A 21,608-nucleotide genomic window follows, 5' to 3' on the forward strand; every position below is an offset into this window, starting at 1 on the left:
TTATCATACTTTTTTAAGGTAGCCCGTTCAAGAAAAAGCTCGGGTCCGCTCGAAAAATGTCTCTTTTGACTTGTGAGCCCCAAAGCGACTACAATGATTCAAGCAGGAAGATCGCGTTTATAAGGTAACAGAGAAATAAGGAGCCAGCCAGTACACTGGAATCCATATTCATATCTTGTGAAACGGGACATAACACAATTCGGAATCCTGCCCGGAACTAAGGGGAAATTCTTGTCTACAGTAAGGGATGCAACAAAAGGGTCAGATAGAACGTTAGCAAGTTAGAGAGAGAGAAAGAGAAAAAACATCAAGATTTGGAAAAAGGGGGCATCTAAAGATCATGACAGACGCATTGTTTGTTACGCTCCAAGTGATCTTGGCGGCAATCGCAGTTTATCAGTTTGCATTTTCGCTGTTTGGACTGCGCAAGAAGAAGAACAAGGTTAGGCATGCGCCGCAAAAGTCATTTGCCGTACTGGTCGCCGCACACAACGAGGAAGAAGTGGTTGGCGCTCTGATGGAGAACCTGAAGCAGCTTAATTATCCCCAGGAACTGTACGATGTATTTGTCATCTGTGACAACTGTACGGATAATACCGCTGCGATCGTGCGGGAGCACGGCATGAATGCCTGTGTACGTACCAACAGCAACCTGCGCGGTAAAGGCTATGCCATCGAGTGGATGCTGAAGGAGCTGTGGGCGCTGCCCCGCCAGTACGACGCTGTAGTCATGTTCGATGCCGACAACCTCGCACATACAGAGTTCCTGACAGAGATGAACAACGATCTGTGTTCAGGCGGACGGGTCATTCAAGGCTACATTGATACGAAGAACCCGGAGGATTCTTGGATCACGGCTGCTTACGGCGTATCCTACTGGTACATCAACCGGCTGTGGCAGCTGTCGCGCCATAATCTGAAGATGGCCAACTTCCTCGGCGGTACAGGCATGTGCTTCGAGACGAACCTGCTGAAGGAAATGGGCTGGGGGGCAACCAGTCTGGTTGAGGATTTGGAATTCACCATGCGCAGCGCCTCCAAGGGCGTATATCCAAGATTTAATTATGATGCCAAAGTATTCGATGAGAAGCCGCTTACCTTCAAGGCTTCCTCCAGACAGCGTCTGCGCTGGATGCAGGGTCATTTCACCGTAGCCCGCCGTTACTTCTTCCCGCTGCTGTGGCAGGGGATCAAGGAACGCAGCCTGACGAAGTTCGACCTGGCACTGTATGGAGCGAACGTATACATTGTGTTGCTTACGTTCCTGATGACTGCCGTAATGTTTGTGGATAATGCTGTGTTTGGCGGTCCGCATATTGCGAATATTTACGGACATCTGCCGCTGTGGCTCGGGTACTTTGCCGTAGGGGCGAACATTCTAACCTTCCTGCTGGCCATGGCGCTTGAGCGGGTGAAGTTTAAGAAGGTCTATCTGTACCTGCTGGTGTTCCCGGTCTATCTGCTCTCGTGGTATCCCATCACGTTCTATGCGTTCTTCACGCAGAACAACAAGCAGTGGAGTCATACCAAGCATACGCGCGTAGTCCGGCTGGAGGAAGTGCAGAGCAAGCAGGTTTCATAATCCGCACTGTAAATTAATAATTTCTGAGGATGTTGACATCTTCAGTCTGATGATGTATAGTATTCAAGTGTGCAAAACATAGGGATTGCAAGCAGAAGCACCGGCTTCTCACCTGACAGGCTAACAGCCTGCTGGTTTTGATCTCAATGCTTTATGAATGGTTACAATTCATGAACGTTGATCAAACGGGGTGTCGGGGAATTACCGGCATCCCTTTTTTATGGAGAACCGTAATATATTATCTGAAAATTATTCGGAGGTGGAGGATTATCAGTAAGGAACATATGATCAATGATGAAATTCGTGCCAAAGAGGTTCGGCTGGTCGGAGCAGAGGGTGAACAAATCGGGATCAAGCCGATCCGCGAGGCGTTACAAATGGCGATCGATCTTAATCTGGATTTAGTCAACGTAGCACCGCAGGCGAAGCCGCCGGTATGCCGCATCATGGATTACGGCAAGTTCCGTTATGAAACGCAGAAGAAAGAGAAGGAAGCCCGCAAGAACCAGAAGATCGTGGATCTCAAGGAAGTCTGGTTCCGTGCAAACATTGAGGAACATGATTATCAGACCAAGTTCCGCAATGTAATCAAGTTCCTGGGCGAAGGCGATAAAGTGAAGTGCTCCGTCCGTTTCCGCGGCCGTGAGATTACCCACGCTAGTATCGGTCAGAAGATCCTGGAGCGCGTGAAGAGCGAAGTAGAAGAGCTTGCTGTTGTAGAGCGCCAGCCTAAGCTGGAAGGCCGCAGCATGATTATGATTCTGGCTCCGAAGCCCCAATAATCCTGGAGTCACTTGCATAGCAATTTGGCGCCGCATAATATTCAAGGAGGAAACACCATGCCTAAAATGAAAACACATAGCAGCCTGAAAGGCCGCTTCAAGATCACTGGAACTGGTAAAGTATTGCGTTACAAAGCTCACAAGAACCACTTGCTGTCCCACAAATCGAAACGTGCAAAACGCGTATTGAACGGCAATCCGGTAATGGCCCCTGGGGATGTAAGACGTTTGAAACAAGGACTCGCTAACTTGAAATAGTTAATCACACATTTTTGGGAGGTTTATTAATATGGCAAGAGTTAAAGGCGGATTTGTAGTTCGTCGTAGACATAAAAAAGTATTGAAGCTGGCAAAGGGTTACTTCGGTTCCAAGCACCGCATTTTCAAAACAGCTAAAGAGCAAGTAATGAAATCGATGGTTTACGCATACCGTGACCGTCGTCAGACGAAACGTAACTTCCGCAGACTGTGGATCGTTCGTATCAATGCTGCAGCCCGTTTGAACGGTCTGTCTTACAGCAAGCTTGTATACGGCCTGAAATTGGCTGGTGTAGAAGTGAACCGTAAGATGCTGGCTGATCTGGCAGTGAATGATCTGAACGCTTTCAACTCCCTGGCTGTTGTTGCCAAAGAGAAGATCAACGCGTAAGACGCTATAAACCGAAAAGCACCGCCTGCGGGTTCTCCCGTGTGACGGTGCTTTTTTGCGCGGTGGGAACCGCCGGATGGACAGCTATTCCCAGTATTTCGTTGTGCTAAGCAGCGAAGCGAGTTTCTTGCTGCTGGAGCGTCTCAGCTTGCGCAGCGCAGACCGCTCGTCAGCAGACTGGCAGATCAGCTTCTCTTCGTCGGTCTGGGCCACGATGGCCGGAACAGGGGCTGTAGTGCCATCTTCATTCATAGCTACGAAGGTCAGGAAGGAAGTTGCGGCAACGGCGCGTTCGCCTGTGTAGAGATTCTCGGAGATAATCTTGACGAATACCTCAATGCTGGTGCGGCCCGTCCAGGAGACAAAGGATTCGAAGCAGACGGAGTCCGTCGGCCGGATCGGCAGGAGGAAGTCGACAGAGTCAGCGGATGCCGTTACTACGTTGACCCGGCAGTGGCGCATGGCCGAGATGGAGGCCACTTCATCGATGGTGCTCATGAGCTTGCCGCCGAACAGTGTCTTATGATTGTTTACATCATTCGGGAAGACGCGGCCGGTTTTGAATACGCGGGATTCATGACAGTATTTGAAGTCGGGTGCAGCTTGTGGTATGTGTTCTTGTTCCATTTTCAGTAACTCCCTTTGCGTACAAGATGTAATCATACATGATAATAGAAAAGCCTTCCCTGTGCAATAATAATGTTAATGCACTTGGAGCCATAAGCTACATTTTGAGGTTTTCTAACATATAACGGACACAGAAATAACAGCCCGTGTCAAGGTAAGCGATTTCTTGTTGAAAAATGCAAATTATTATTGACCTGAGGTCATTAATAGACTGGATTTTAGCTTTTTTTGCAGGTATAATTTGTACTAATGGTATGTCCAAAGCAGAACACAGAAGACATCCAATTTACTAAGGGGGATCACTTTCGATGAAGAAGTTTTACCAACTATCTTTGGTTATGGTTATGGCCTTCACTGTCATTCTGGCAGGTTGCGGTAACAATAACAGCGCTAATTCCGGCTCCAATGCTGGAACAGCAACTACTGCACCAACAGACGCAGCTGCAACAGAAGCACCAGCAGCAACTGATGCTCCTAAGGCTGTCAAACTGGGTCTAGTAACTGACGTAGGCGGAGTAAACGATAAGTCCTTTAACCAGTCTTCCTGGGAAGCACTGGAGGCTATGGAGAAGGAATTCGGCGCTGAGATCAAATACCTGCAGAGTAAATCCAATGCAGACTATGAGCCTAACCTTAACCAGTTCGTTAAAGGCGGCTATGACCTCACTTGGGGAATCGGCTTCGACCTTGGCGATGCCGTACTGAAGGTTGCCAAAGAGAACCCGAATGCTAATCTTGCGATCATTGACAGTGTAGTGGACGCTCCTAACGTTGAATCTGTAACCTTTGCCGAGAATGAAGGCTCCTTCCTGGTGGGTGTTGTTGCTGGTATGACAACCAAAACCAACAAAGTAGGTTTCATCGGCGGTATGGAAAGCCCGGTTATCAAACGTTTCGAAGTGGGCTTCAAAGCCGGCGTAGAAGCGGTTAACCCTAATGCAAAAGTAACTATCACTTATGCAGGTGCTTATGACAAGCCTGATACCGGTAAATCTTTGGCTGCAACGCTGTATGATGCCGGCAACGACATTATTTTCCCTGCTGCAGGCGCAACAGGCAACGGCGTATTTAACGAAGCGAAATCCCGCAACAAAGCCGGCGGCAGCAAAGTATGGGTTATCGGCGTTGACAAAGACCAGTCCCTGGAATTTGGCGATGATGTAACGCTGACTTCCATGATCAAACGTGTTGACGAAGCGGTTAAGAAGGTTTCCCAGCAGGTTGTTGACGGTACCTTCAAAGGTGGTACTACAACTGTTCTTAGTCTGAAAGACAACGGTGTAGGCCTTCCTGAAACATCCAAAGCTAACGTTACTGCCGATATTCTGGCTAAGGTTGACGAATACAGCAAACAAATCATTGATGGAACAATCGTTGTTCCTTCCGAGTAATTCATTGCTTCAGCTTAACCCGATTTAACATAACTCGACGAAGCAGGGCCGGTTCAAACACTGGCCTTGTTCTCTGTCAGCATCTGTTATAGACAATCACAACTGTACCGTCCTTGTGTGGGGCGGTACAGCCGTGTCTAAAAGGCAATATTATATATATTCTGTGATGAGGGTGATTCCATGAGTGCTGCGGCTCCTGTCGTAGAGTTGAAGCAAATCACAAAACGCTTTCCCGGTATCGTTGCGAACGACTCCATTAGTCTGACGCTGGAAAAAGGGGAGATCCATGCGCTGCTTGGTGAGAACGGGGCAGGCAAATCAACCTTGATGAATATCGTATTCGGACTGTACCAGCCCGATGAAGGCAGCATCGAAATCGACGGGAAACCGGTTATTATTGATAACCCCAATAAAGCTATTGAGCTTGGCATTGGTATGGTTCACCAGCATTTCAAGCTTGTTGATCCTTTTACGGTCACCGAGAACATTGTTCTGGGCATGGAGCCGAAGAAAGGTCTTAAAATTGACTATAAATCCGCTGCGGAGCAGGTTCGTAAGCTATCTGAGCAGTACGGGCTCCAAGTCAATCCAAATGCCAAAATTCATGACATTTCGGTAGGCATGCAGCAACGGGTAGAAATTATGAAAACCCTGTACCGCGGAGCGGATATACTTATATTCGATGAGCCTACCGCTGTACTAACGCCGCAGGAAATTACGGAACTGATGGCGATTATGAAGCGGCTTGTTGCAGAAGGTAAATCCATTATTCTGATCACACATAAGCTGAAAGAAATCATGCAGATTTCCGACCGTGTCACCATTATCCGGCGCGGTAAGGTGATTGATACGGTGAAGACCACCGAGACCAATCCTAACGAGCTTGCTGAGAAGATGGTCGGACGCGGAGTAACCTTCAAAGTGGACAAGCAGCCGCCGCATATTGGCGAGAGCATCCTGAAGCTGTCTAATGTCAGCAGCAAAAGCAAGGATGGCGTGCCTGTGCTGAATGGCCTGAGCTTCGAAGTTAAGGCGGGGGAGATTCTCGGAATCGCCGGAGTGGACGGTAACGGCCAGAGTGAGCTGATTCAGGCCATTACCGGGCTGCGCAAGATTGACTCAGGTTCGATCCAGGTCTCCGGTAAGGAGATTGGCAATCTGTCACCGCGCAAGGTATCTGAAATGAATGTCTCCCATATTCCGGAGGACCGTCACAAGCATGGTCTGGTGCTGGACTTCACCGTGAGCGAGAACATGGTTCTGGAGACGTATTATAAGAGTCCATATAACCAGAACGGGTTCTTGAACACAGATGTGATTAACAAGCATGCCGAAGATCTGGTAAGACAATTCGATGTGCGCACACCTTCTATAGAGAATAAAGCCCGCTCCTTATCCGGCGGTAATCAACAAAAAGCGATTATTGCGCGGGAAATAGACAAGAATCCGACTCTTCTGATTGCCGCTCAGCCAACGCGCGGTTTGGATGTCGGAGCCATTGAATTTGTGCAGAAGCAGCTGATTGCGCAGCGTGACCAAGGCAAGGCTGTACTGCTGATTTCATTTGAGCTGGATGAAATTATGAATGTGTCCGACCGGATTGCCGTTATATATGAAGGGCAGATTGTCGGAGAGGTATTCCCGCAGGATACGAATGACCAGGAGCTGGGTCTGATGATGGCGGGCAGTTTGAAGCGGGGAGGTCATGCGGATGTCTAGACTCCGGAAAATATTCGCAACAGACAGCTACATAATTCCTCTTGTAGCAATTCTGATGGGTTTCCTTGTAGGTGCTATCGTCATGCTGATTGGCGGTTATGATCCTATTGCGGCTTATTCTGCGCTGTTCAAGCGCGTGTTCGGCAGCCCGTATGATTTCGGTGAGGCGATCCGCGAGATGACTCCGCTTATGCTGACGGGTCTGGCTGTAGCCTTTGCCTTCCGCTCAGGGATGTTCAACATTGGTGCGGACGGGCAGGTCATGATCGGGATGACGGCTGCATCTGTTGTCGGCATTAAGCTTGGTGGGGTATTGCCGGCTTTCCTGTTAGTTCCGCTTGCGGTCATTGCAGCTGCTGTATGCGGCGGACTATGGGCCGGTATTGCCGGATATCTGAAGGCCAAGCGCGGAATTAATGAAGTTATCACAACGATCATGTTGAACTGGATTGCGCTCTTCCTGTCGAATTATATTGTCCGGACGTTCCTGCTTCTGCAAGGGCAGAACCGGTCGGAGGATAATCCGGCTTCTCTATCCATGACCTTCCTCTTCTCCACCTTTGATAATGCCCGTTTGCACTGGGGAACCGTGATTGCCCTGGCGGCAGCAACTTTCTTCTATGTCTATCTCTGGAAGACCAAGCAGGGCTACGAAATGCGTGCAGTAGGCTTGAACCCGCATGCTGCCGAATATGCAGGAATGAATGTCGGACGCAATGTGGTGAAGGCAATGTTCATCAGCGGCGTGTTCGCAGGTCTCGCAGGCGCTGGTGAAGTACTGGGTGTATTCCATTATCAATCCGTATTTGCAGCTTCACCTGGTTATGGATTTGACGGTATCGCTGTTGCCCTGCTTGGACTGACCCATCCGCTGGGTGTCATTCTCGCTGCTATTCTATATGGCACGCTGACGTACGGTTCGGCAGGCATGAGCTTCGGTGCGGATGTGCCTCCGGAGCTGATCCGTATTGTAATCGGTTCGATCATATTCTTCATTGCTGCGCAAGGCATTGTACGCTGGGTGCTCAAACCGTTTTACTTCAAGCGCAAGAAAGAGAAGGTGTTATAGATGGACTTCGTAGTCTTAGGCCAACTGCTCAATACGACGCTTGTTTTTTCCACAGCGCTAATATTTGCCTCCCTCGGCGGCATCTTCTCTGAACGATCCGGTGTTGTGAACATCGGACTTGAAGGCTTAATGATGTTTGGCGCCTTTGCAGCTGCAGTAGGTGGCTACTATGCTCAAGATGCAGGCATGGGCGAATGGGCCCCTTGGGTCGGGGTGCTTTGTGCCATGGCTGTCGGAGTAATCGGTTCACTGATCCATGCAGTGGCTGCGATTACCTTCAAGGCTGACCAGACGATAAGCGGTACGGTTATTAACTTCCTGGCGGCAGGCAGCACATTGTACATGGTTAAGCTGTTCTTCGAAGGATCAGGCGAAACTCCGCTGATCGACGGATTCAGCAAAGTGGCGATTCCCGGGCTCTCCAAGATCCCGGTTATCGGCGAGGGGATATTTAACTCCTATCCAACCACTTATCTGGCGATTATCTTAGTCATTGTCATTTATTTCATCCTGTTCAAAACTCCGTTTGGACTCCGTCTGCGCGCAGTCGGTGAACATCCGAGTGCGGCTGATACCCTGGGTGTCAATGTCAACAAGATGAGATATATCGGCGTCATGCTGAGCGGACTGCTGGCGGGTATCGGTGGAGCCACCATTACATTGACTACTACAGGTACGTTTGCGCACAATACGATCTCGGGACAAGGCTTCATTGCCATTGCTGCGATGATCTTCGGGAAGTGGAATCCGCTTGGTGCCTTCGGTGCTGCGGTATTCTTCGGCTTCTCCCAGGCGATCCGCAACTATGTCCAGCTGTTTGAATGGTCCAAGAGCATTCCGCAGGAATTCATCTTCATGATTCCTTATGTGTTAACCATTATCGTTCTGGTGAGTGCTGTGGGCCGTTCCTCGGCACCTAAGGCGCTTGGTGAACCTTACGATCCGAGCAAACGCTAAGGCTATCGGTATACCAATTCCAGAGCTTAACAGAACAGAGCGCATTTCCGGATTTCCGGGAATGCGCTTTTTGATAGATAAGAATTTATATGTTTTGGGGTCCCCGCAAAGCACCTGAGTCATCATCGAAGCTAAAGTCCCACTTTGTGGGGGGATTTTGTAATCATTGCAGGCAGCAGCTGCGAATACTTTCAGCCCGGAGGCGGGCGGATGTACAGGCAAATACCGGGTGAGGCGAATAGACTGTTAAGAAACAAATACAGGAGGGATATTATGGCACACCCGGTTACGAAACAACAGGTAATCAAATTAATTGGCAAACATATCGTGGCGGTAAAAAAAGACGGGTCCAAAGTGACGGGCAAGCTGGTCCGCATCTCAGGCAACCGGCTGATCCTGCAGCGTATCAGTGGTAAAAAAGTACAAACCAAGGCACTGATTCCGCTCGTGTTGTTTGATTTGCTGGCCATCGGTACAGCTCCTTACGGTTACGGCGGAGGCTACGGCTATGGCGGCGGTGTTCCTTACGGGGGCGGTTATGGTTATGGCCATGGTCCTGTTCCCGGCCCTTATGGCGGCTATGGCCCTGGTCCTGGTTATGGGATTCCGCCGATTGGATTCTTTTAAGCCATAGAGCTGGTCTGCTTCATCAGCGGAACTGTTTTTCAAGCTCATAGCAGTAATTTTGCGGTTGATAACGGGCTACGCTGTAGCCCAGTTTTTCATAAAAGGCCAGACCAGCGGTATTTCCGGTATCTACGGAGACCTTCGCTCTGTGGCATGCACGGGATAGTGCAAACCGCTCCGCCCTGTCCATAAGCATATTTCCGTATCGCTTACGCCTTGCATCCGGGGCAATGGCGAGCATATCAATGTATAATAAATCGCCATGCAGCAGAAAATGCACGAACCCCAGCGGATCACTGTCGTAGTCGGGACAAGCAACAAGTGTGACTCCCTGTCCCAGGCGGCGGGGCAGATCCTTCCTGACCTGATTAATGATTGTCTGCGGAAGATGGGATAACGGGACAAGCTGCTTTTCAATTAAGTCATAAATAATCGTGTCATCCTGCCTGGGTCTGCGGTAACGAATCATAAATATTGCCCCCTTTCCACGCATTGTCGTACATCATATGCCCCGGGCGGTGTGGGCGTTCCGGCAAGAATAGAACAAGATTTTATGAACAATTTAATGTATAACCCGCAGATGGGTATTGACTAACCGTGTGAGGAATCATATAATGTGTCTAAACATTTAACGAGCATACATGTATCGGCAATGATGAGGACGAAGTTTTAAGGGCTCTTTTGTTCAGAGAGTGAGAGGAATTGCTGCAACCTCCACCAGAATCCCTTATATACGAGCTCACCTCGGAGCTGTTTCCCTGAAAGGCCCACCAGCAGGAGCGGTGGAATTATTAGGGGGAATCGTTTGGTCCGCGTTAGGGACTTCAGGTTACGAAGATTTGGGCCCTGCCTACATCGATGGATTTTTGTATACCTGATAAGGCATATCATCGTGAGATGTTATGCAAACATGGGTGGTACCACGGAAGCTAAACCTTTCGTCCCTCACGCGCTTCTTCTGCGCGTGGGAGGCGAAAGGTTTTTTTGTTGAAACAGGAAAGATTTAAGCCTGTTCGCTAATATTAAAGGTTGGATACTGACGTCCTGTCATTTGAATAATGCATGTGAACGATCGAAGGGAGGAATACTGATGAGCGCGCAATTACCGGAAGAAGTGCGGTCGATAGAGCAGTTACGTGAGAAATGGAAAAATCCAGAGGTGGTTTCGGGTTCCGAAGTCCTCCTGCGCAGTCTTGTACTGGAAGGTGTAGATACTGTATTTGGATATCCCGGCGGGGCTGTGCTCTATATCTATGATGCTCTTTATGGATTCGACGATTTCAATCATATTCTGACACGCCATGAGCAGGGAGCGATCCATGCGGCTGACGGGTACGCAAGAGCGAGCGGTAAAGTGGGCGTATGTATTGCCACTTCAGGCCCCGGGGCAACCAATCTGGTAACCGGAATTGCTACAGCTTTTATGGATTCGGTTCCGCTGGTGGTCATTACAGGTAACGTATTCTCCAGCCTGATTGGCACAGATGCTTTTCAGGAAGCGGATATTACCGGGATAACGATGCCGATTACGAAGCACAGCTATCTGGTGCGGGATGTTGAGGATCTGCCGCGAATTATTCATGAAGCCTTCCATATTGCGAATACGGGACGTAAAGGTCCGGTACTGATCGATATTCCGAAGGATGTATCGGCGGCGATGACATTGTTCACTCCGGCAGAACACCAGGGAGTTAACCTTCGCGGCTACAATCCGCGCACGGTTCCCAATAAGCTGCAGCTCGATAAGCTGGTGAAGGCTATTGAGGCGGCGGAGCGTCCGATTATTATTGCAGGCGGCGGAGTCATCTACTCTGGAGCGCATGAGTCCATGTATGAATTCGTGAAGCGCACGGAGATTCCAATCACTACTACATTGCTGGGACTGGGGTGTTACCCGAGCGGCGAAGAGTTGTGGATGGGAATGCCGGGAATGCATGGCACATACACAGCGAATAATGCCATTCAGCAATGCGATCTGCTGATTAACATCGGTGCCCGGTTCGATGACCGCGTAACCGGCAAGCTGGACGGCTTCGCTCCCAAAGCGAAGATCGTGCATATCGATATTGATCCGGCCGAGATCGGCAAGAATGTAGCAACTGATATTCCTATTGTGGGCGATGTTAAGACGGTTCTGGAAATGCTGATCCCGGATGTGAAGCGTGCCTCGAAGGCTGATGCCTGGAGAACACAGATTGCCCAGTGGAAGCTGGACCAGCCGTACCGGTACAAGGATTCGGAGACGGAGCTGAAGCCGCAGTGGGTCATCCAGATGATCAATGACACCACCAAAGGTGAAGCTATTGTGACGACTGACGTAGGCCAGCATCAGATGTGGGCTGCTCAGTATTACAAGTTCAACCATCCGCGTTCATGGATTACTTCGGGGGGCCTTGGAACAATGGGCTTCGGATTCCCGTCAGCGATCGGGGCGCAAATGGCCCATCCGCAGCGGCTCGTAGTCTCCATTAATGGTGACGGCGGCATGCAGATGTGTTCCCAGGAGCTTGCGATCTGTGCGATCAATAAGATTCCGGTTAAGATCGTTGTGATTAACAATCAGGTACTCGGAATGGTCCGTCAGTGGCAGAACCTGATCTATGAGAAGCGTTACAGCTATACCGATCTGGCCGGCAGCCCGGACTTTGTGAAGCTGGCTGAGGCTTACGGTGTGAAGGGCCTGCGGGCAACGAACAAGGAAGAAGCCAGCGCCGCCTGGAAAGAAGCCATGGAAACACCTGGACCTGTCCTGGTAGAATTCGTTGTCCCCAAAGACGAGAATGTCTACCCGATGGTAACCCAAGGGTCTACCATTGATCAAATGCTGATGGGGGATGAATAACAGTGATGAGACATACGATTGCTGTGCTTGTGAATGACCAGCCTGGCGTGCTGCAGCGGGTATCCGGATTATTCGGCCGCCGGGGGTTCAATATTGAGAGTATTACTGTTGGGCAATCCGAAGAGGTCGGATTGTCCCGGATGGTCATTGTAACGTTAGGTGATCAGCATACTCTGGAGCAGATTGAGAAGCAGCTCTACAAGCTGATTGATGTAATTAAGGTAGTTGATCTGGGTTCAAAGCCTATGGTTGCCCGTGAGCTGGCCCTCATTAAGGTCAAGGCTGAGCCCTCTGAGCGGCCTGAGATTATGGGCGTAGTCGAGACCTTCCGTGCCTCGGTAGTAGATATCGGTACGGCAAGCCTGCTGGTGCAGGTAGTCGGAGAAACCACCAAAATTGATGCAATGATTGAGCTGCTGAAGCCTTATGGCATTAAGGAGCTGTCCCGGACAGGAGTAACGGCAATGATCCGCGGGAATGCCTAATCGTCACATTTTACAGCTTTAACGAATTGCTGCTTGCGTGCATTAATTTAATTAAGACATTCATTTAATTAAGATTAGGACAGACTTTGCCCGCTAAAGAGCGGGGGCTTGAGGAGCACGCTATAATAGAGTAAGCCTAACAGGAGTGTGCTCTTGAAGCACCCGCTCTTTACGATGGGTCCCAAATTAAAGGAGGATTTTGACAATGGCAGTTACAACGTACTATGAACAGGATGCAGAGCTTAGCGTATTGAAGGGAAAGACAATTGCAGTAATCGGGTACGGTAGCCAAGGACATGCCCAGGCACAGAACCTGCGTGACAGTGGTCTTCAGGTGGTTATCGGTCTGCGTGAAGGTAAATCTTTTGAAACTGCCAAGAATGACGGCTTTGAAGTATTGTCTGTAGCAGAAGCGGTATCCCGTGCAGATGTGGTGCAAATCCTCATGCCGGACGAAACTCAGGCATCTGTATATAAGAATGATATCGAACCGAACCTCAAGAAAGGCGCGGCTCTGATGTTCTCCCACGGTTTCAACGTGCATTTTGGACAAATCGTAGCTCCTAAGGATGCGGATGTGCTGTTGGTAGCTCCTAAATCTCCTGGACACATGGTTCGCCGCACTTATGTTGAAGGCTTCGGCGTTCCCGGCCTGATCGCTATCGAACAGGATGCAACCGGCAATGCCAAGGCTATTGGTCTGGCGTATGCCAAAGGCATCGGCTGTACCCGTGCCGGAGTCATCGAAACCTCCTTCCGTGAAGAGACAGAAACGGATCTGTTCGGTGAACAGGCTGTTCTCTGCGGCGGTGTGTCCGAACTGATCAAGGCTGGTTTCGAGACATTGACTGAAGCCGGATATGCGCCTGAGATGGCTTACTTCGAGTGCTTGCATGAGCTGAAGCTGATCGTTGACATGGTATATGAAGGCGGATTGTCCAGCATGCGCGATTCCATCAGTAACACAGCGGAATACGGTGACTATGTAACTGGACCACGCATCATCACTGCTGAGACTAAGAAAGCTATGAAAGAAGTACTGTCTGATATTCAACAGGGTAAATTCGCCCGCGACTTTATCCTTGAGAACCAATCCGGCCGTGCCTTCCTGACCGCTACCCGCCGCAATGAAGCCGCTCATCCGGTAGAAGTGGTTGGCAGCCAGCTGCGTGAAATGATGCACTGGATTAAGAAATAAAATCATATACTTCAGAATACAAGTAACCATAGTGTGATTCTCAGATGCGGCCGTAATTTTGCGGGCCGCATTTGAGGGTTTATGGACAATCTTCAGGAGGTGCTCAGCATGCGGAAAATTCATGTGTTCGACACGACACTGCGTGACGGGGAGCAGTCGCCGGGTGTGAACCTCAATACACGTGAGAAGGTAGAAATCGCTTACCAGCTGGAGAAGCTGGGAATTGACCGGATGGAGGCAGGCTTTCCAGCCGCTTCCCCAGGAGATCTGGCTGCGGTGAACGCAGTGGCCAGAGCGGTCAAGAACGTCACCGTAATCGGTCTGTCCCGTTCCAGAGAGAGCGATATTGATGCGGTCAAGGAAGCGCTGCAGGGGGCACAGGACCCATGCATTCATATTTTCCTGGCTACATCGCCGATACACCGTCAGCATAAGCTGCGCATGGAGAAGTCACAAGTGCTGGAAACGGCACAATCGGCGATCCGCTATGCCAAGAAGTATTTTCCCAAGCTGGAATTCTCCCTGGAGGACGCCGGCCGTACCGAGCGTGATTTCATGGCTGAAATGGTATCTATGGCGATCCGCGAGGGTGCGAATGTGGTGAATATTCCGGATACGGTCGGTTACCTGAATCCGGCGGAATACGGTGCCATCTTCAAATTCCTGAAGGATACGGTGCCGGATATCGAGCGGGTACAGCTTAGCGCCCATTGTCATAATGATCTGGGGATGGCTACTGCCAATACGCTGGCTGCCATTCAGAATGGCGCAGACCAGATTGAGGGTACGATCAACGGGATCGGGGAACGTGCCGGCAATACAGCGATTGAAGAGGTGGCTCTGGCGCTTGAGACCCGCAGTGAGTATTTCGGCGCGAAGACCTCTCTGGTCCTATCCGAGATCTCCCGTACCAGCCGCCTCGTCAGTAAGCTGACAGGGATGGTTGTGCCGGGGAACAAGGCGATTGTCGGCGCGAATGCCTTCGCCCATGAATCCGGGATTCATCAGGATGGCATGCTGAAGGAGAAGACGACCTACGAGATTATGACACCGGAAACCATCGGCCTCAAAGAAAGCAAGCTGGTGCTCGGCAAGCATTCGGGCCGTCACGCTTTCCGCGATAAGCTGAGTGATCTGGGTTATGACATCTCTGAGGAAGAGGTCAATGCCGCTTTTGCCAAGTTCAAGGATCTCGCAGATAAGAAAAAAGAAGTCTCAGACGAGGATATCCTTGCGCTTCTGGAAGAGAAGCTGATCGATACGCCGGAAACCTTCAGCCTGCAGACGATCTATGTTACGTATGGCAATGAGGCTACTCCAACCGCCAAGGTGATTATTCATGGCCAGGACCCGCAGCCGATTGTGGCGGTTGCCGAAGGCAACGGATCGGTAGATGCGATCTACAATGCCATTGACCAGGCTACAGGGGAAGAAGTCACACTTGGTGATTATTCGATCAAAGCCGTCAGCAGAGGGAAGGATGCTCAGGGTGAGGTGCATGTCGTGCTCTCGCAAGGCGAGGTGGCTGCACAGGGCCGCGGACTTAGCACCGATATTCTGGAAGCAAGTGCCAGAGCCTATCTGGATGCACTGAACAAGTTGATTGAGAAGCGCAAGACCTACACCAAGCGGGAGCATGCCAATCTATAATTTACTATTTAAAAGAAGCTTCACCGGACCAGTTCATTTTGTCCGGGGAGGCTTCTTTTTTTTGTTCAATAATCTGCTGAAATTTTTTTGACGCTGAGCATTCCGGGGTAGAATCCAGCTGAAGGGGATTTGAAACAAGTTTTAAATGAAAAGAATGAACAAGATGAGTCGGAAAAATGAAAAATAGTTCATAATCCAGGGTGGATTCCACATTATCAGCGTTTGAAACCACTTTTTTGCCGATAAAAATATTTTATTTTTAAGTTATCTATGATTTATCTCATAATCTGTTCAGAAATTGTTCAGAGGCGGCAAGTAAAGTTACGGAAGTACAGTAAAAGAGAAATCGAAGGCCCACATACATATTAGTGACAGGGGGACGATCGGAAAGAAGCAGGCCGGAACGGGTAATTGCGACGCTGGAACAATCATTTTGCAGAAAGAGAGAGAGGTTATAATTATATGAAGAAAAAGACGATAGGCGCCTGGTTGGTTGTTGTAATGCTGATTACACAGTTTGCCAACGGTTTCGGGTTCATGACGAAGGTTAAGGCGGATGGGACGGAGATAACGGCCCCGCTGATTACGAGTGTATCACTTGCAGTGTATAAAGATAGTAATTATACGGAGACAGTTACAGGAAATGTGTATCAGTTAGATTCCTACGCTGAACTGAACTATACGTGGGAACTTGAGGACAGTCATGGTTATTCTGCAGGCTCCACGTATAGATTTAATCTTCCTTCACAATTTGAGCTTTTTAACAATTTAGAAGGCCAGCTTGATTTTGAGGGAGAGACTGTTGCAAATTACACTGTAAACAAGGATACAAATGAGGTTGTATTTACTTTCAATGAGTTTATCACTAATTATGACAAAGTAGGGGGAACATTTAAGGTTCAATCCTTGCTTAGCTCTAAAAAGATTACTGGCTCAACGAAGCAAATCCTTGAGTTTCCAGTAAAAGGCGGCTCTCAATTCATTGAGCTTAACTTTAAGCCTAATGTCAGTAAGACGATAGAGAAGAAAGGTTCTCCTAAGCCGCAATTCTACAACCCGCAAAGCATCGAGTGGACTATTGATGTGAATAAGTCGTTAGATAGTGTGGGGCATGCAGTAGTTACTGATAAATTGCCGACTGGGTTGTCACTTGATCCAAGTTCAATTGTTGTTCATGAGCTTGCAGTGGATGTTAACGGCAATGTTTCGGAAGGCAGTCTTGTTAGTAGCAGTCAATATGTAACAACAGACTCCACTGCTGATAACTTGAAGCTTAGCTTTGTGAGCAGCCCGATTACGAAAGCTTATCGCATTAACTTCTCTACCATAATTAATGCTGCCGGTGCAGACGAAACAGCATATGAGAATACTGCGGTCCTTTCCGGTGATGAGGGTTATTCCAAAGAGGCAAAGGCTACTGTCACCGTGGGACGCGGCAAACCTCTGGAGAAGTCCACTACTGGTTATGATAAAGCTACCCAAATAATTTCGTGGGCTATTAATTATAATTACAATGTCAAGACCATTCCAGCGTCTAAGGCTGTATTGAAGGATGCCTTTAACAAATCGCAGGATTTAATCTTAAACTCTGTTAAGGTATACCCGGTTACTATTGATAATAGCGGCAAAGGGGTAAAGGGTGCTGTGATTGATTCCAGTCAATATACAGTGACCAAGACCGATACAACATCATCAAACGGATTTGAATTGAAATTCAATAACGAAATCAATAGCGCATATCGGATTGAATATCAGACTCAAGCAAACGGTCGGGTTTTTGATGATGGTCAAATTACCAACACGGTTACCTATGACGGGGAATCGAAAGAAGCTACTCGTGATGTGAAACAGCAGATTCTGCACAAGACGTACTCCAATGTGGACTACTCCAAAAAAACAGTGCAGTGGACAATTAACATTAATGATGACAGCCAGAAGATGAAAGATCTGGTTGTAACGGATACCTTCAATAATGCGGGACTTAAGCTTGACCGCAGTTCACTAAAAATCACGCCAAAAAGCGGAGGAACACCAACAGTTCACTCAGTAGTCTATAATGAATCTACTCCACCGGCTGCAACTGACGGATTCGTGATCACATTTAATGGAATAATTAATGAACCTTATACAATTACCTATACTACAAGTTTTAATTATGACTGGCTGGATTCAGGCAAAGACAGATTTGTGAATACAGCAGCATTAAAATGGAAAATAGACGGTAGCACCGATTGGCAGAAAAAAGAAGTCTCGGCTGAATTTAATCCGAGAGACGAAGTGAAGAATAACGGCCTGAAATCTGGTTCTTATAATGCCACGACTAAGAAAATTTCCTGGACGGTAGGAGCAAACTATAATTTTAAGACGCTGGATGCCGCCGAACTGGTGGATACCATTACAGATGGTCAAATCGTCGATTTGGCGTCTGTTAAAGTCAACAAATTGGAGTATGGGGCAAATGGAAACCCTTCTGCTGCTGCCAGTGTGAATGATGCTGATTATAAGGTCACTCTGGATGGAAATAAACTGAAGGTTATCTTTAACAAAAAGATTGATTATGCATTTTACGTAACATTTAATACAACATTTGCTAATCAGGCGATAGATTCAGGTTCTGTTAATAATACAGCCGTATTGTATGACGGTCTGGTCAAGCAATCGAAGGATTTAAAAGCCTCTGTAAATATTCCTAACGCCGGAGAATACGTAATTAAAACGGGAGTGCAGGACGGTAACAAAATCAACTGGACGATTTCTATCAACCGTAACCAGTCGCTTATCAAGGAAGCCGTCCTAACAGATGAACCAAGTGACAATCAGATTCTCCTGTCGAATACTTTCCACCTGTTTAAGACTACAGTTGCAGGAAATGGAGAAGTAAAAGAAACAAACGAGGAACTGGTTAGAGATACAGACTATAAGCTGGAAATTACGGCAGATAGTGACGGGAAGGAAAGCTTTAAGCTAAGCTTCCTGAAGGATATTTCAGAAGCATACGTCCTTAAATATCAATCCTTGATTACTGCGGCAAATGGTGAAACGGTCTCCAACAAGGCAAGCTTGAACGGCAAAAATGTAAAAGAGATAACTAAAAACGACAGCGAAGTGATCACCGTCAAGCTCTCCAGCGGTTCAGGTACCGGCAGCGGGATTAGAGGCACATTAACCTTAACGAAAATCGAAGAAGGCAAGAGCAGCAATCTTCTCCAGGGAGCGAGCTTTGATCTGTACCGTGTCGTTGGTGAGGATCGGATCTGGATCAAAGATGGAACTACGAATGAAAAGGGAATAATTGAATTTACGAAACTGATTGGCGGGAATTACGTTGTAATTGAAACAAAAGCTCCTGAGAATTTTGTACTTGATTCAAAGCCGCATGATGTGAAAATTAATTCAACAACAGGATTTAAACTGGAAGTTAGCAACAAACTGAAGCCTGTACCAACAACAGCACCAACTACGGCGCCAACAGCAACACCAACTACGGCGCCAACAGCAACACCAACTACGGCGCCAACAGCAACACCGACTACAGCACCAACAGCAACACCGACTACAGCACCAACAGCAACACCGACTACAGCACCAACAGCAACACCGACTACAGCACCAACACCAACAACAGCGCCGACAGCAACACCAACAACAGCACCGACAGCAACACCAACTACGGCGCCAACAGCAACACCAACTACGGCGCCAACAGCAACACCAACTACGGCGCCAACAACAGCACCAACTACGGCGCCAACGACAGCACCAACTACGGCGCCAACGACAGCACCAACTACGGCGCCAACGACAGCACCGACTACGGCGCCAACAACAGAACCAACTACGGCGCCAACAACAGAACCGACAACGGTACCAACTACAGCACCAACATCACCGCCGGTGTACTACACACCGACACCTGAACCATCAAGCATTCCTGGAGTTATCGGTACACCAACACCGACACCATCGGTAACGCCAGCACCAACGGGGACTCCGGCTGCTTCCAGTACGCCAGGAGTAACGGCAACACCACAGGTGACGCCAGCAGCAACACCGGTCCAGCCAGGAACGGTTAGTACTCCAACGCCGCAAGCCACACAGGTCACTACGATTGAGGAAGTGCCTATCGACGGCGAGATCCCGCTGGGAGGTATTCCTAGCATCGGCGAAGAGCCGGCGCATGGTACGGTAACTATTACACCGGATGGCAAATGGACGTATACTCCTGATCCAGGCTACACCGGCAAGGATAAATTCACGATTGTCGTAACAGATGAAGACGGCAATGAGGAAGAGATTACAATTGAAGTTGGAGTCGATGAAGTACCTAAGGGTACGGTTACACAACCAACTGACAAAGGCAACAACAGCGGACTTCCCGGCAAGCTCCCGCAGACCGGAGAAGAAAGTCCTCTCCCGCTGTATCTGACTGGCGGCGGATTGATTATTCTGGGAGCTGTACTGGCCAGAAGATTTAATGCCCGCAAGAAAATGTAGGAGAATGCACCTTAGCAGGTATTAACCAGCTAATATGGCAGCATACACAAAGACACCCGCAGCTTGCTGCGGGTGTCTTTAGCTTTTTAAATATAAAGTCGCTGAAATAATACTGTCCCTTGAAAGGTCAGCATAGCCGGTTCTACTTATGGAGGATTACATGCTTCTGAGGTTAAGATGCTTCCATTCCTCATACCAGCGCTTAATACTCGCGGGCGGCTTCACGCCGAGCTCCCGCTTCAGTAAATCCGTCAGAATATGATATTGTTCCTCTACCGCTGAACGCTCTCCAATGCTGTCGTAGACCTTCATCAGCCCGAGATGCCCCTGTTCAAAATAAGGCTGGAGCTGCACTACTCTCTGGTACACGGTCACCGCTTCCGGTATCCGGCCGCTGCCGACATAGAATTCGGCGATATTCATTGCATGATGCAGCCAGATGGTCCGCAGACGCTGCCGTTCCCCTTCCGCCCAGAGGTAATCGTAATCGTTCAGATAATCGCCGGAATAGAATTCGAACAACCGCTGATGTTCCTCATAGTTGTCTTTATTGATGGCATCCAGGGTAAGAATGCCTTTCTCCCATTCGTAGCTGTCTATCAGCAGGCTGCCGGTCTCCAGGGTGTAGCCTTCTCCTCCGCTGGCATTGCTGATCTGCAGATCGATCTCCGCCTGCTTCAGGCATTGCCGAACCTGATAAATCGTTGTATAAAGATGAGTAGAGGCCTTCTTGAGATTGAAATCAGGCCACAGCAGATCGGTTAGGGTATCTTTGCTTACGAACCGGTTGCGGTTATGAAATAAATAAGCGAATAATTCCTGTGCCTTGGAGGTGCGCCAGCGGATATTGGGCAGCGGCTGGCCGCCCCGTTCGAATCTTAAGGACTGGAAGCTGCGGATCATTACCGTCTGTGCAGGCTTGCTCGAATCCTCCTGTGCCTGGCTGAGACGCTCCTCCAGCCGCTCGATGGTCTTCAGCAGACGGCCCCGCTGTACAGGCTTAAGAACATAATCAAGCGCATAAAGCTCGAACGCCTCGATGGCGTAGCTGTTATGTGCAGTTACAAATACGATGCTTGCCTGCGGGCACAGCCTTTGCATGGCTTCCGCAGCCTGGACGCCATTCATCTCAGGCATATCAATGTCGAGGAAAATCACATCAGGGCGTAGCAGCGGCACTGCTTTGACCGCCTCGGAAGGATCAGTATAAGCAGCGATTATATTTATAGTTGTCAGTTCCTCCAGCATCATTTTCAGCTTCATAAGAGCAAGCCGTTCATCATCTACCAGCAAGGCCTGAATCATGTCTATCCCACCACTTCATTAAGGAATGTTGTCTTGTCATAGGCTGTTTAAGGATAATTCGACAAGGATGCGGGTTATCCTCCCTCTGAGCTTGCACTTGAGGCTGATTTTGAATAGAAATGCTGCTATTCTAAAATAATCAAGTGGAAACGGCTTTGCCGTCCTTTGAGGGGACGGTACCGTTTCAGCGAGAAAGATAAGGATAATTATAGCGCGAAGCATATAAATTCT

Annotated in this window: 17 protein-coding genes and 1 other annotated feature; of the genes, 14 read left to right on the top strand and 3 right to left on the bottom strand. The window is 48.8% G+C overall.

Going from position 1 to position 21,608, the window contains the following annotated elements; genetic code table 11:
- Positions 1 to 340 precede the first annotated feature (340 nt).
- The 4 genes from NYE26_RS05155 (at position 341) to rplT (ending at position 3,013) form a co-directional block, all read left to right on the top strand.
- A complete protein-coding gene (locus tag NYE26_RS05155; RefSeq protein WP_036727659.1) occupies positions 341 to 1,582 on the top strand; it encodes a glycosyltransferase family 2 protein in 1,242 nt (413 codons plus the stop codon).
- Between the two features lie 83 nt (positions 1,583 to 1,665).
- Positions 1,666 to 1,809: a sequence feature (ribosomal protein L20 leader region), on the top strand.
- Between the two features lie 57 nt (positions 1,810 to 1,866).
- Positions 1,867 to 2,364, top strand: a complete 498-nt coding sequence (gene infC, locus NYE26_RS05160) for a translation initiation factor IF-3 (protein WP_209879757.1) — start codon at positions 1,867 to 1,869, stop codon at positions 2,362 to 2,364.
- Between the two features lie 57 nt (positions 2,365 to 2,421).
- Positions 2,422 to 2,622, top strand: coding sequence for a 50S ribosomal protein L35 (rpmI, locus tag NYE26_RS05165; protein ID WP_036696104.1), 201 nt, complete (start codon positions 2,422 to 2,424; stop codon positions 2,620 to 2,622).
- Between the two features lie 31 nt (positions 2,623 to 2,653).
- Entirely contained in the window at positions 2,654 to 3,013 is a 360-nt protein-coding gene (rplT, locus tag NYE26_RS05170; RefSeq protein WP_036649386.1) for a 50S ribosomal protein L20, read from the top strand.
- Positions 3,014 to 3,097: 84 nt separating this feature from the next.
- Here the strand turns inward: rplT and NYE26_RS05175 are convergent, their stop codons facing one another.
- The gene (locus NYE26_RS05175; RefSeq protein ID WP_339254361.1) at positions 3,098 to 3,640 is read right to left on the bottom strand and encodes an acyl-CoA thioesterase; all 543 of its coding nucleotides are present in this window, start codon (positions 3,638 to 3,640) and stop codon (positions 3,098 to 3,100) included.
- Positions 3,641 to 3,948: 308 nt separating this feature from the next.
- Here NYE26_RS05175 and NYE26_RS05180 point away from each other — a divergent pair, with 308 nt between their 5' ends.
- The 5 genes from NYE26_RS05180 to NYE26_RS05200 all read left to right on the top strand — a co-directional run bounded on the left by NYE26_RS05180 (position 3,949) and on the right by NYE26_RS05200 (position 9,403).
- Positions 3,949 to 5,031, top strand: a complete 1,083-nt coding sequence (locus NYE26_RS05180; protein WP_036727661.1) for a BMP family ABC transporter substrate-binding protein — start codon at positions 3,949 to 3,951, stop codon at positions 5,029 to 5,031.
- Between the two features lie 180 nt (positions 5,032 to 5,211).
- Positions 5,212 to 6,750 carry an ABC transporter ATP-binding protein gene (locus NYE26_RS05185; protein WP_036727662.1) on the top strand — a complete coding sequence of 513 codons (1,539 nt, stop codon included), beginning with the start codon at positions 5,212 to 5,214 and terminating at the stop codon, positions 6,748 to 6,750.
- Positions 6,743 to 7,819: an ABC transporter permease gene (locus tag NYE26_RS05190; RefSeq protein ID WP_036727664.1), complete on the top strand. Its 1,077-nt coding sequence runs from the start codon at positions 6,743 to 6,745 to the stop codon at positions 7,817 to 7,819. Before NYE26_RS05185 ends, NYE26_RS05190 begins: the two co-directional genes overlap by 8 nt.
- Entirely contained in the window at positions 7,820 to 8,776 is a 957-nt protein-coding gene (locus NYE26_RS05195) for an ABC transporter permease (protein WP_036727665.1), read from the top strand.
- A gap of 273 nt (positions 8,777 to 9,049) precedes the next feature.
- Positions 9,050 to 9,403: a hypothetical protein gene (locus NYE26_RS05200; protein WP_339254364.1), complete on the top strand. Its 354-nt coding sequence runs from the start codon at positions 9,050 to 9,052 to the stop codon at positions 9,401 to 9,403.
- 22 nt (positions 9,404 to 9,425) lie between these two features.
- Here NYE26_RS05200 and NYE26_RS05205 read toward each other — a convergent pair whose 3' ends face one another.
- Positions 9,426 to 9,872, bottom strand: a complete 447-nt coding sequence (locus NYE26_RS05205; protein WP_339254366.1) for a GNAT family N-acetyltransferase — start codon at positions 9,870 to 9,872, stop codon at positions 9,426 to 9,428.
- Positions 9,873 to 10,493: 621 nt separating this feature from the next.
- Here NYE26_RS05205 and ilvB point away from each other — a divergent pair.
- From ilvB to NYE26_RS05230, 5 genes are all read left to right on the top strand, one after another.
- Positions 10,494 to 12,245 (top strand): biosynthetic-type acetolactate synthase large subunit, encoded by a 1,752-nt coding sequence (gene ilvB / locus NYE26_RS05210; protein WP_036727670.1) that lies wholly within the window; start codon positions 10,494 to 10,496, stop codon positions 12,243 to 12,245.
- A 5-nt stretch (positions 12,246 to 12,250) separates the two neighbouring features.
- The gene (gene ilvN, locus NYE26_RS05215) at positions 12,251 to 12,730 is read left to right on the top strand and encodes an acetolactate synthase small subunit (RefSeq protein ID WP_036727931.1); all 480 of its coding nucleotides are present in this window, start codon (positions 12,251 to 12,253) and stop codon (positions 12,728 to 12,730) included.
- Positions 12,731 to 12,935: 205 nt separating this feature from the next.
- On the top strand, positions 12,936 to 13,928 hold the full coding sequence (gene ilvC, locus NYE26_RS05220) for a ketol-acid reductoisomerase (RefSeq protein ID WP_339254369.1): 993 nt from the start codon (positions 12,936 to 12,938) through the stop codon (positions 13,926 to 13,928).
- Positions 13,929 to 14,036: 108 nt separating this feature from the next.
- On the top strand, positions 14,037 to 15,578 hold the full coding sequence (locus NYE26_RS05225; RefSeq protein ID WP_036727673.1) for a 2-isopropylmalate synthase: 1,542 nt from the start codon (positions 14,037 to 14,039) through the stop codon (positions 15,576 to 15,578).
- 462 nt (positions 15,579 to 16,040) lie between these two features.
- Positions 16,041 to 20,072: a collagen binding domain-containing protein gene (locus NYE26_RS05230; protein WP_339254371.1), complete on the top strand. Its 4,032-nt coding sequence runs from the start codon at positions 16,041 to 16,043 to the stop codon at positions 20,070 to 20,072.
- Positions 20,073 to 20,228: 156 nt separating this feature from the next.
- On the opposite strand, the gene NYE26_RS05235 is transcribed toward NYE26_RS05230, so the two are convergent.
- Positions 20,229 to 21,377 carry a response regulator gene (locus NYE26_RS05235; protein WP_339254373.1) on the bottom strand — a complete coding sequence of 383 codons (1,149 nt, stop codon included), beginning with the start codon at positions 21,375 to 21,377 and terminating at the stop codon, positions 20,229 to 20,231.
- Positions 21,378 to 21,608: the final 231 nt, after the last annotated feature.

It is taken from the genome of Paenibacillus sp. FSL P2-0136, from assembly GCF_037975325.1.
GTDB lineage: Bacteria > Bacillota > Bacilli > Paenibacillales > Paenibacillaceae > Paenibacillus_AQ > Paenibacillus_AQ silagei.

Excerpts from the sequence above, each read along its gene's own strand:
- NYE26_RS05155 (WP_036727659.1), top strand. The coding sequence starts at position 341 with ATGACAGACGCATTGTTTGTTACGCTCCAAGTGATCTTGGCGGCAATC.
- infC (WP_209879757.1), top strand. The coding sequence starts at position 1,867 with ATGATCAATGATGAAATTCGTGCCAAAGAGGTTCGGCTGGTCGGAGCA.
- rpmI (WP_036696104.1), top strand. The coding sequence starts at position 2,422 with ATGCCTAAAATGAAAACACATAGCAGCCTGAAAGGCCGCTTCAAGATC.
- rplT (WP_036649386.1), top strand. The coding sequence starts at position 2,654 with ATGGCAAGAGTTAAAGGCGGATTTGTAGTTCGTCGTAGACATAAAAAA.
- NYE26_RS05175 (WP_339254361.1), bottom strand. The coding sequence starts at position 3,640 with ATGGAACAAGAACACATACCACAAGCTGCACCCGACTTCAAATACTGT.
- NYE26_RS05180 (WP_036727661.1), top strand. The coding sequence starts at position 3,949 with ATGAAGAAGTTTTACCAACTATCTTTGGTTATGGTTATGGCCTTCACT.
- NYE26_RS05185 (WP_036727662.1), top strand. The coding sequence starts at position 5,212 with ATGAGTGCTGCGGCTCCTGTCGTAGAGTTGAAGCAAATCACAAAACGC.
- NYE26_RS05190 (WP_036727664.1), top strand. The coding sequence starts at position 6,743 with ATGTCTAGACTCCGGAAAATATTCGCAACAGACAGCTACATAATTCCT.
- NYE26_RS05195 (WP_036727665.1), top strand. The coding sequence starts at position 7,820 with ATGGACTTCGTAGTCTTAGGCCAACTGCTCAATACGACGCTTGTTTTT.
- NYE26_RS05200 (WP_339254364.1), top strand. The coding sequence starts at position 9,050 with ATGGCACACCCGGTTACGAAACAACAGGTAATCAAATTAATTGGCAAA.
- NYE26_RS05205 (WP_339254366.1), bottom strand. The coding sequence starts at position 9,872 with ATGATTCGTTACCGCAGACCCAGGCAGGATGACACGATTATTTATGAC.
- ilvB (WP_036727670.1), top strand. The coding sequence starts at position 10,494 with ATGAGCGCGCAATTACCGGAAGAAGTGCGGTCGATAGAGCAGTTACGT.
- ilvN (WP_036727931.1), top strand. The coding sequence starts at position 12,251 with ATGAGACATACGATTGCTGTGCTTGTGAATGACCAGCCTGGCGTGCTG.
- ilvC (WP_339254369.1), top strand. The coding sequence starts at position 12,936 with ATGGCAGTTACAACGTACTATGAACAGGATGCAGAGCTTAGCGTATTG.
- NYE26_RS05225 (WP_036727673.1), top strand. The coding sequence starts at position 14,037 with ATGCGGAAAATTCATGTGTTCGACACGACACTGCGTGACGGGGAGCAG.
- NYE26_RS05230 (WP_339254371.1), top strand. The coding sequence starts at position 16,041 with ATGAAGAAAAAGACGATAGGCGCCTGGTTGGTTGTTGTAATGCTGATT.
- NYE26_RS05235 (WP_339254373.1), bottom strand. The coding sequence starts at position 21,377 with ATGATTCAGGCCTTGCTGGTAGATGATGAACGGCTTGCTCTTATGAAG.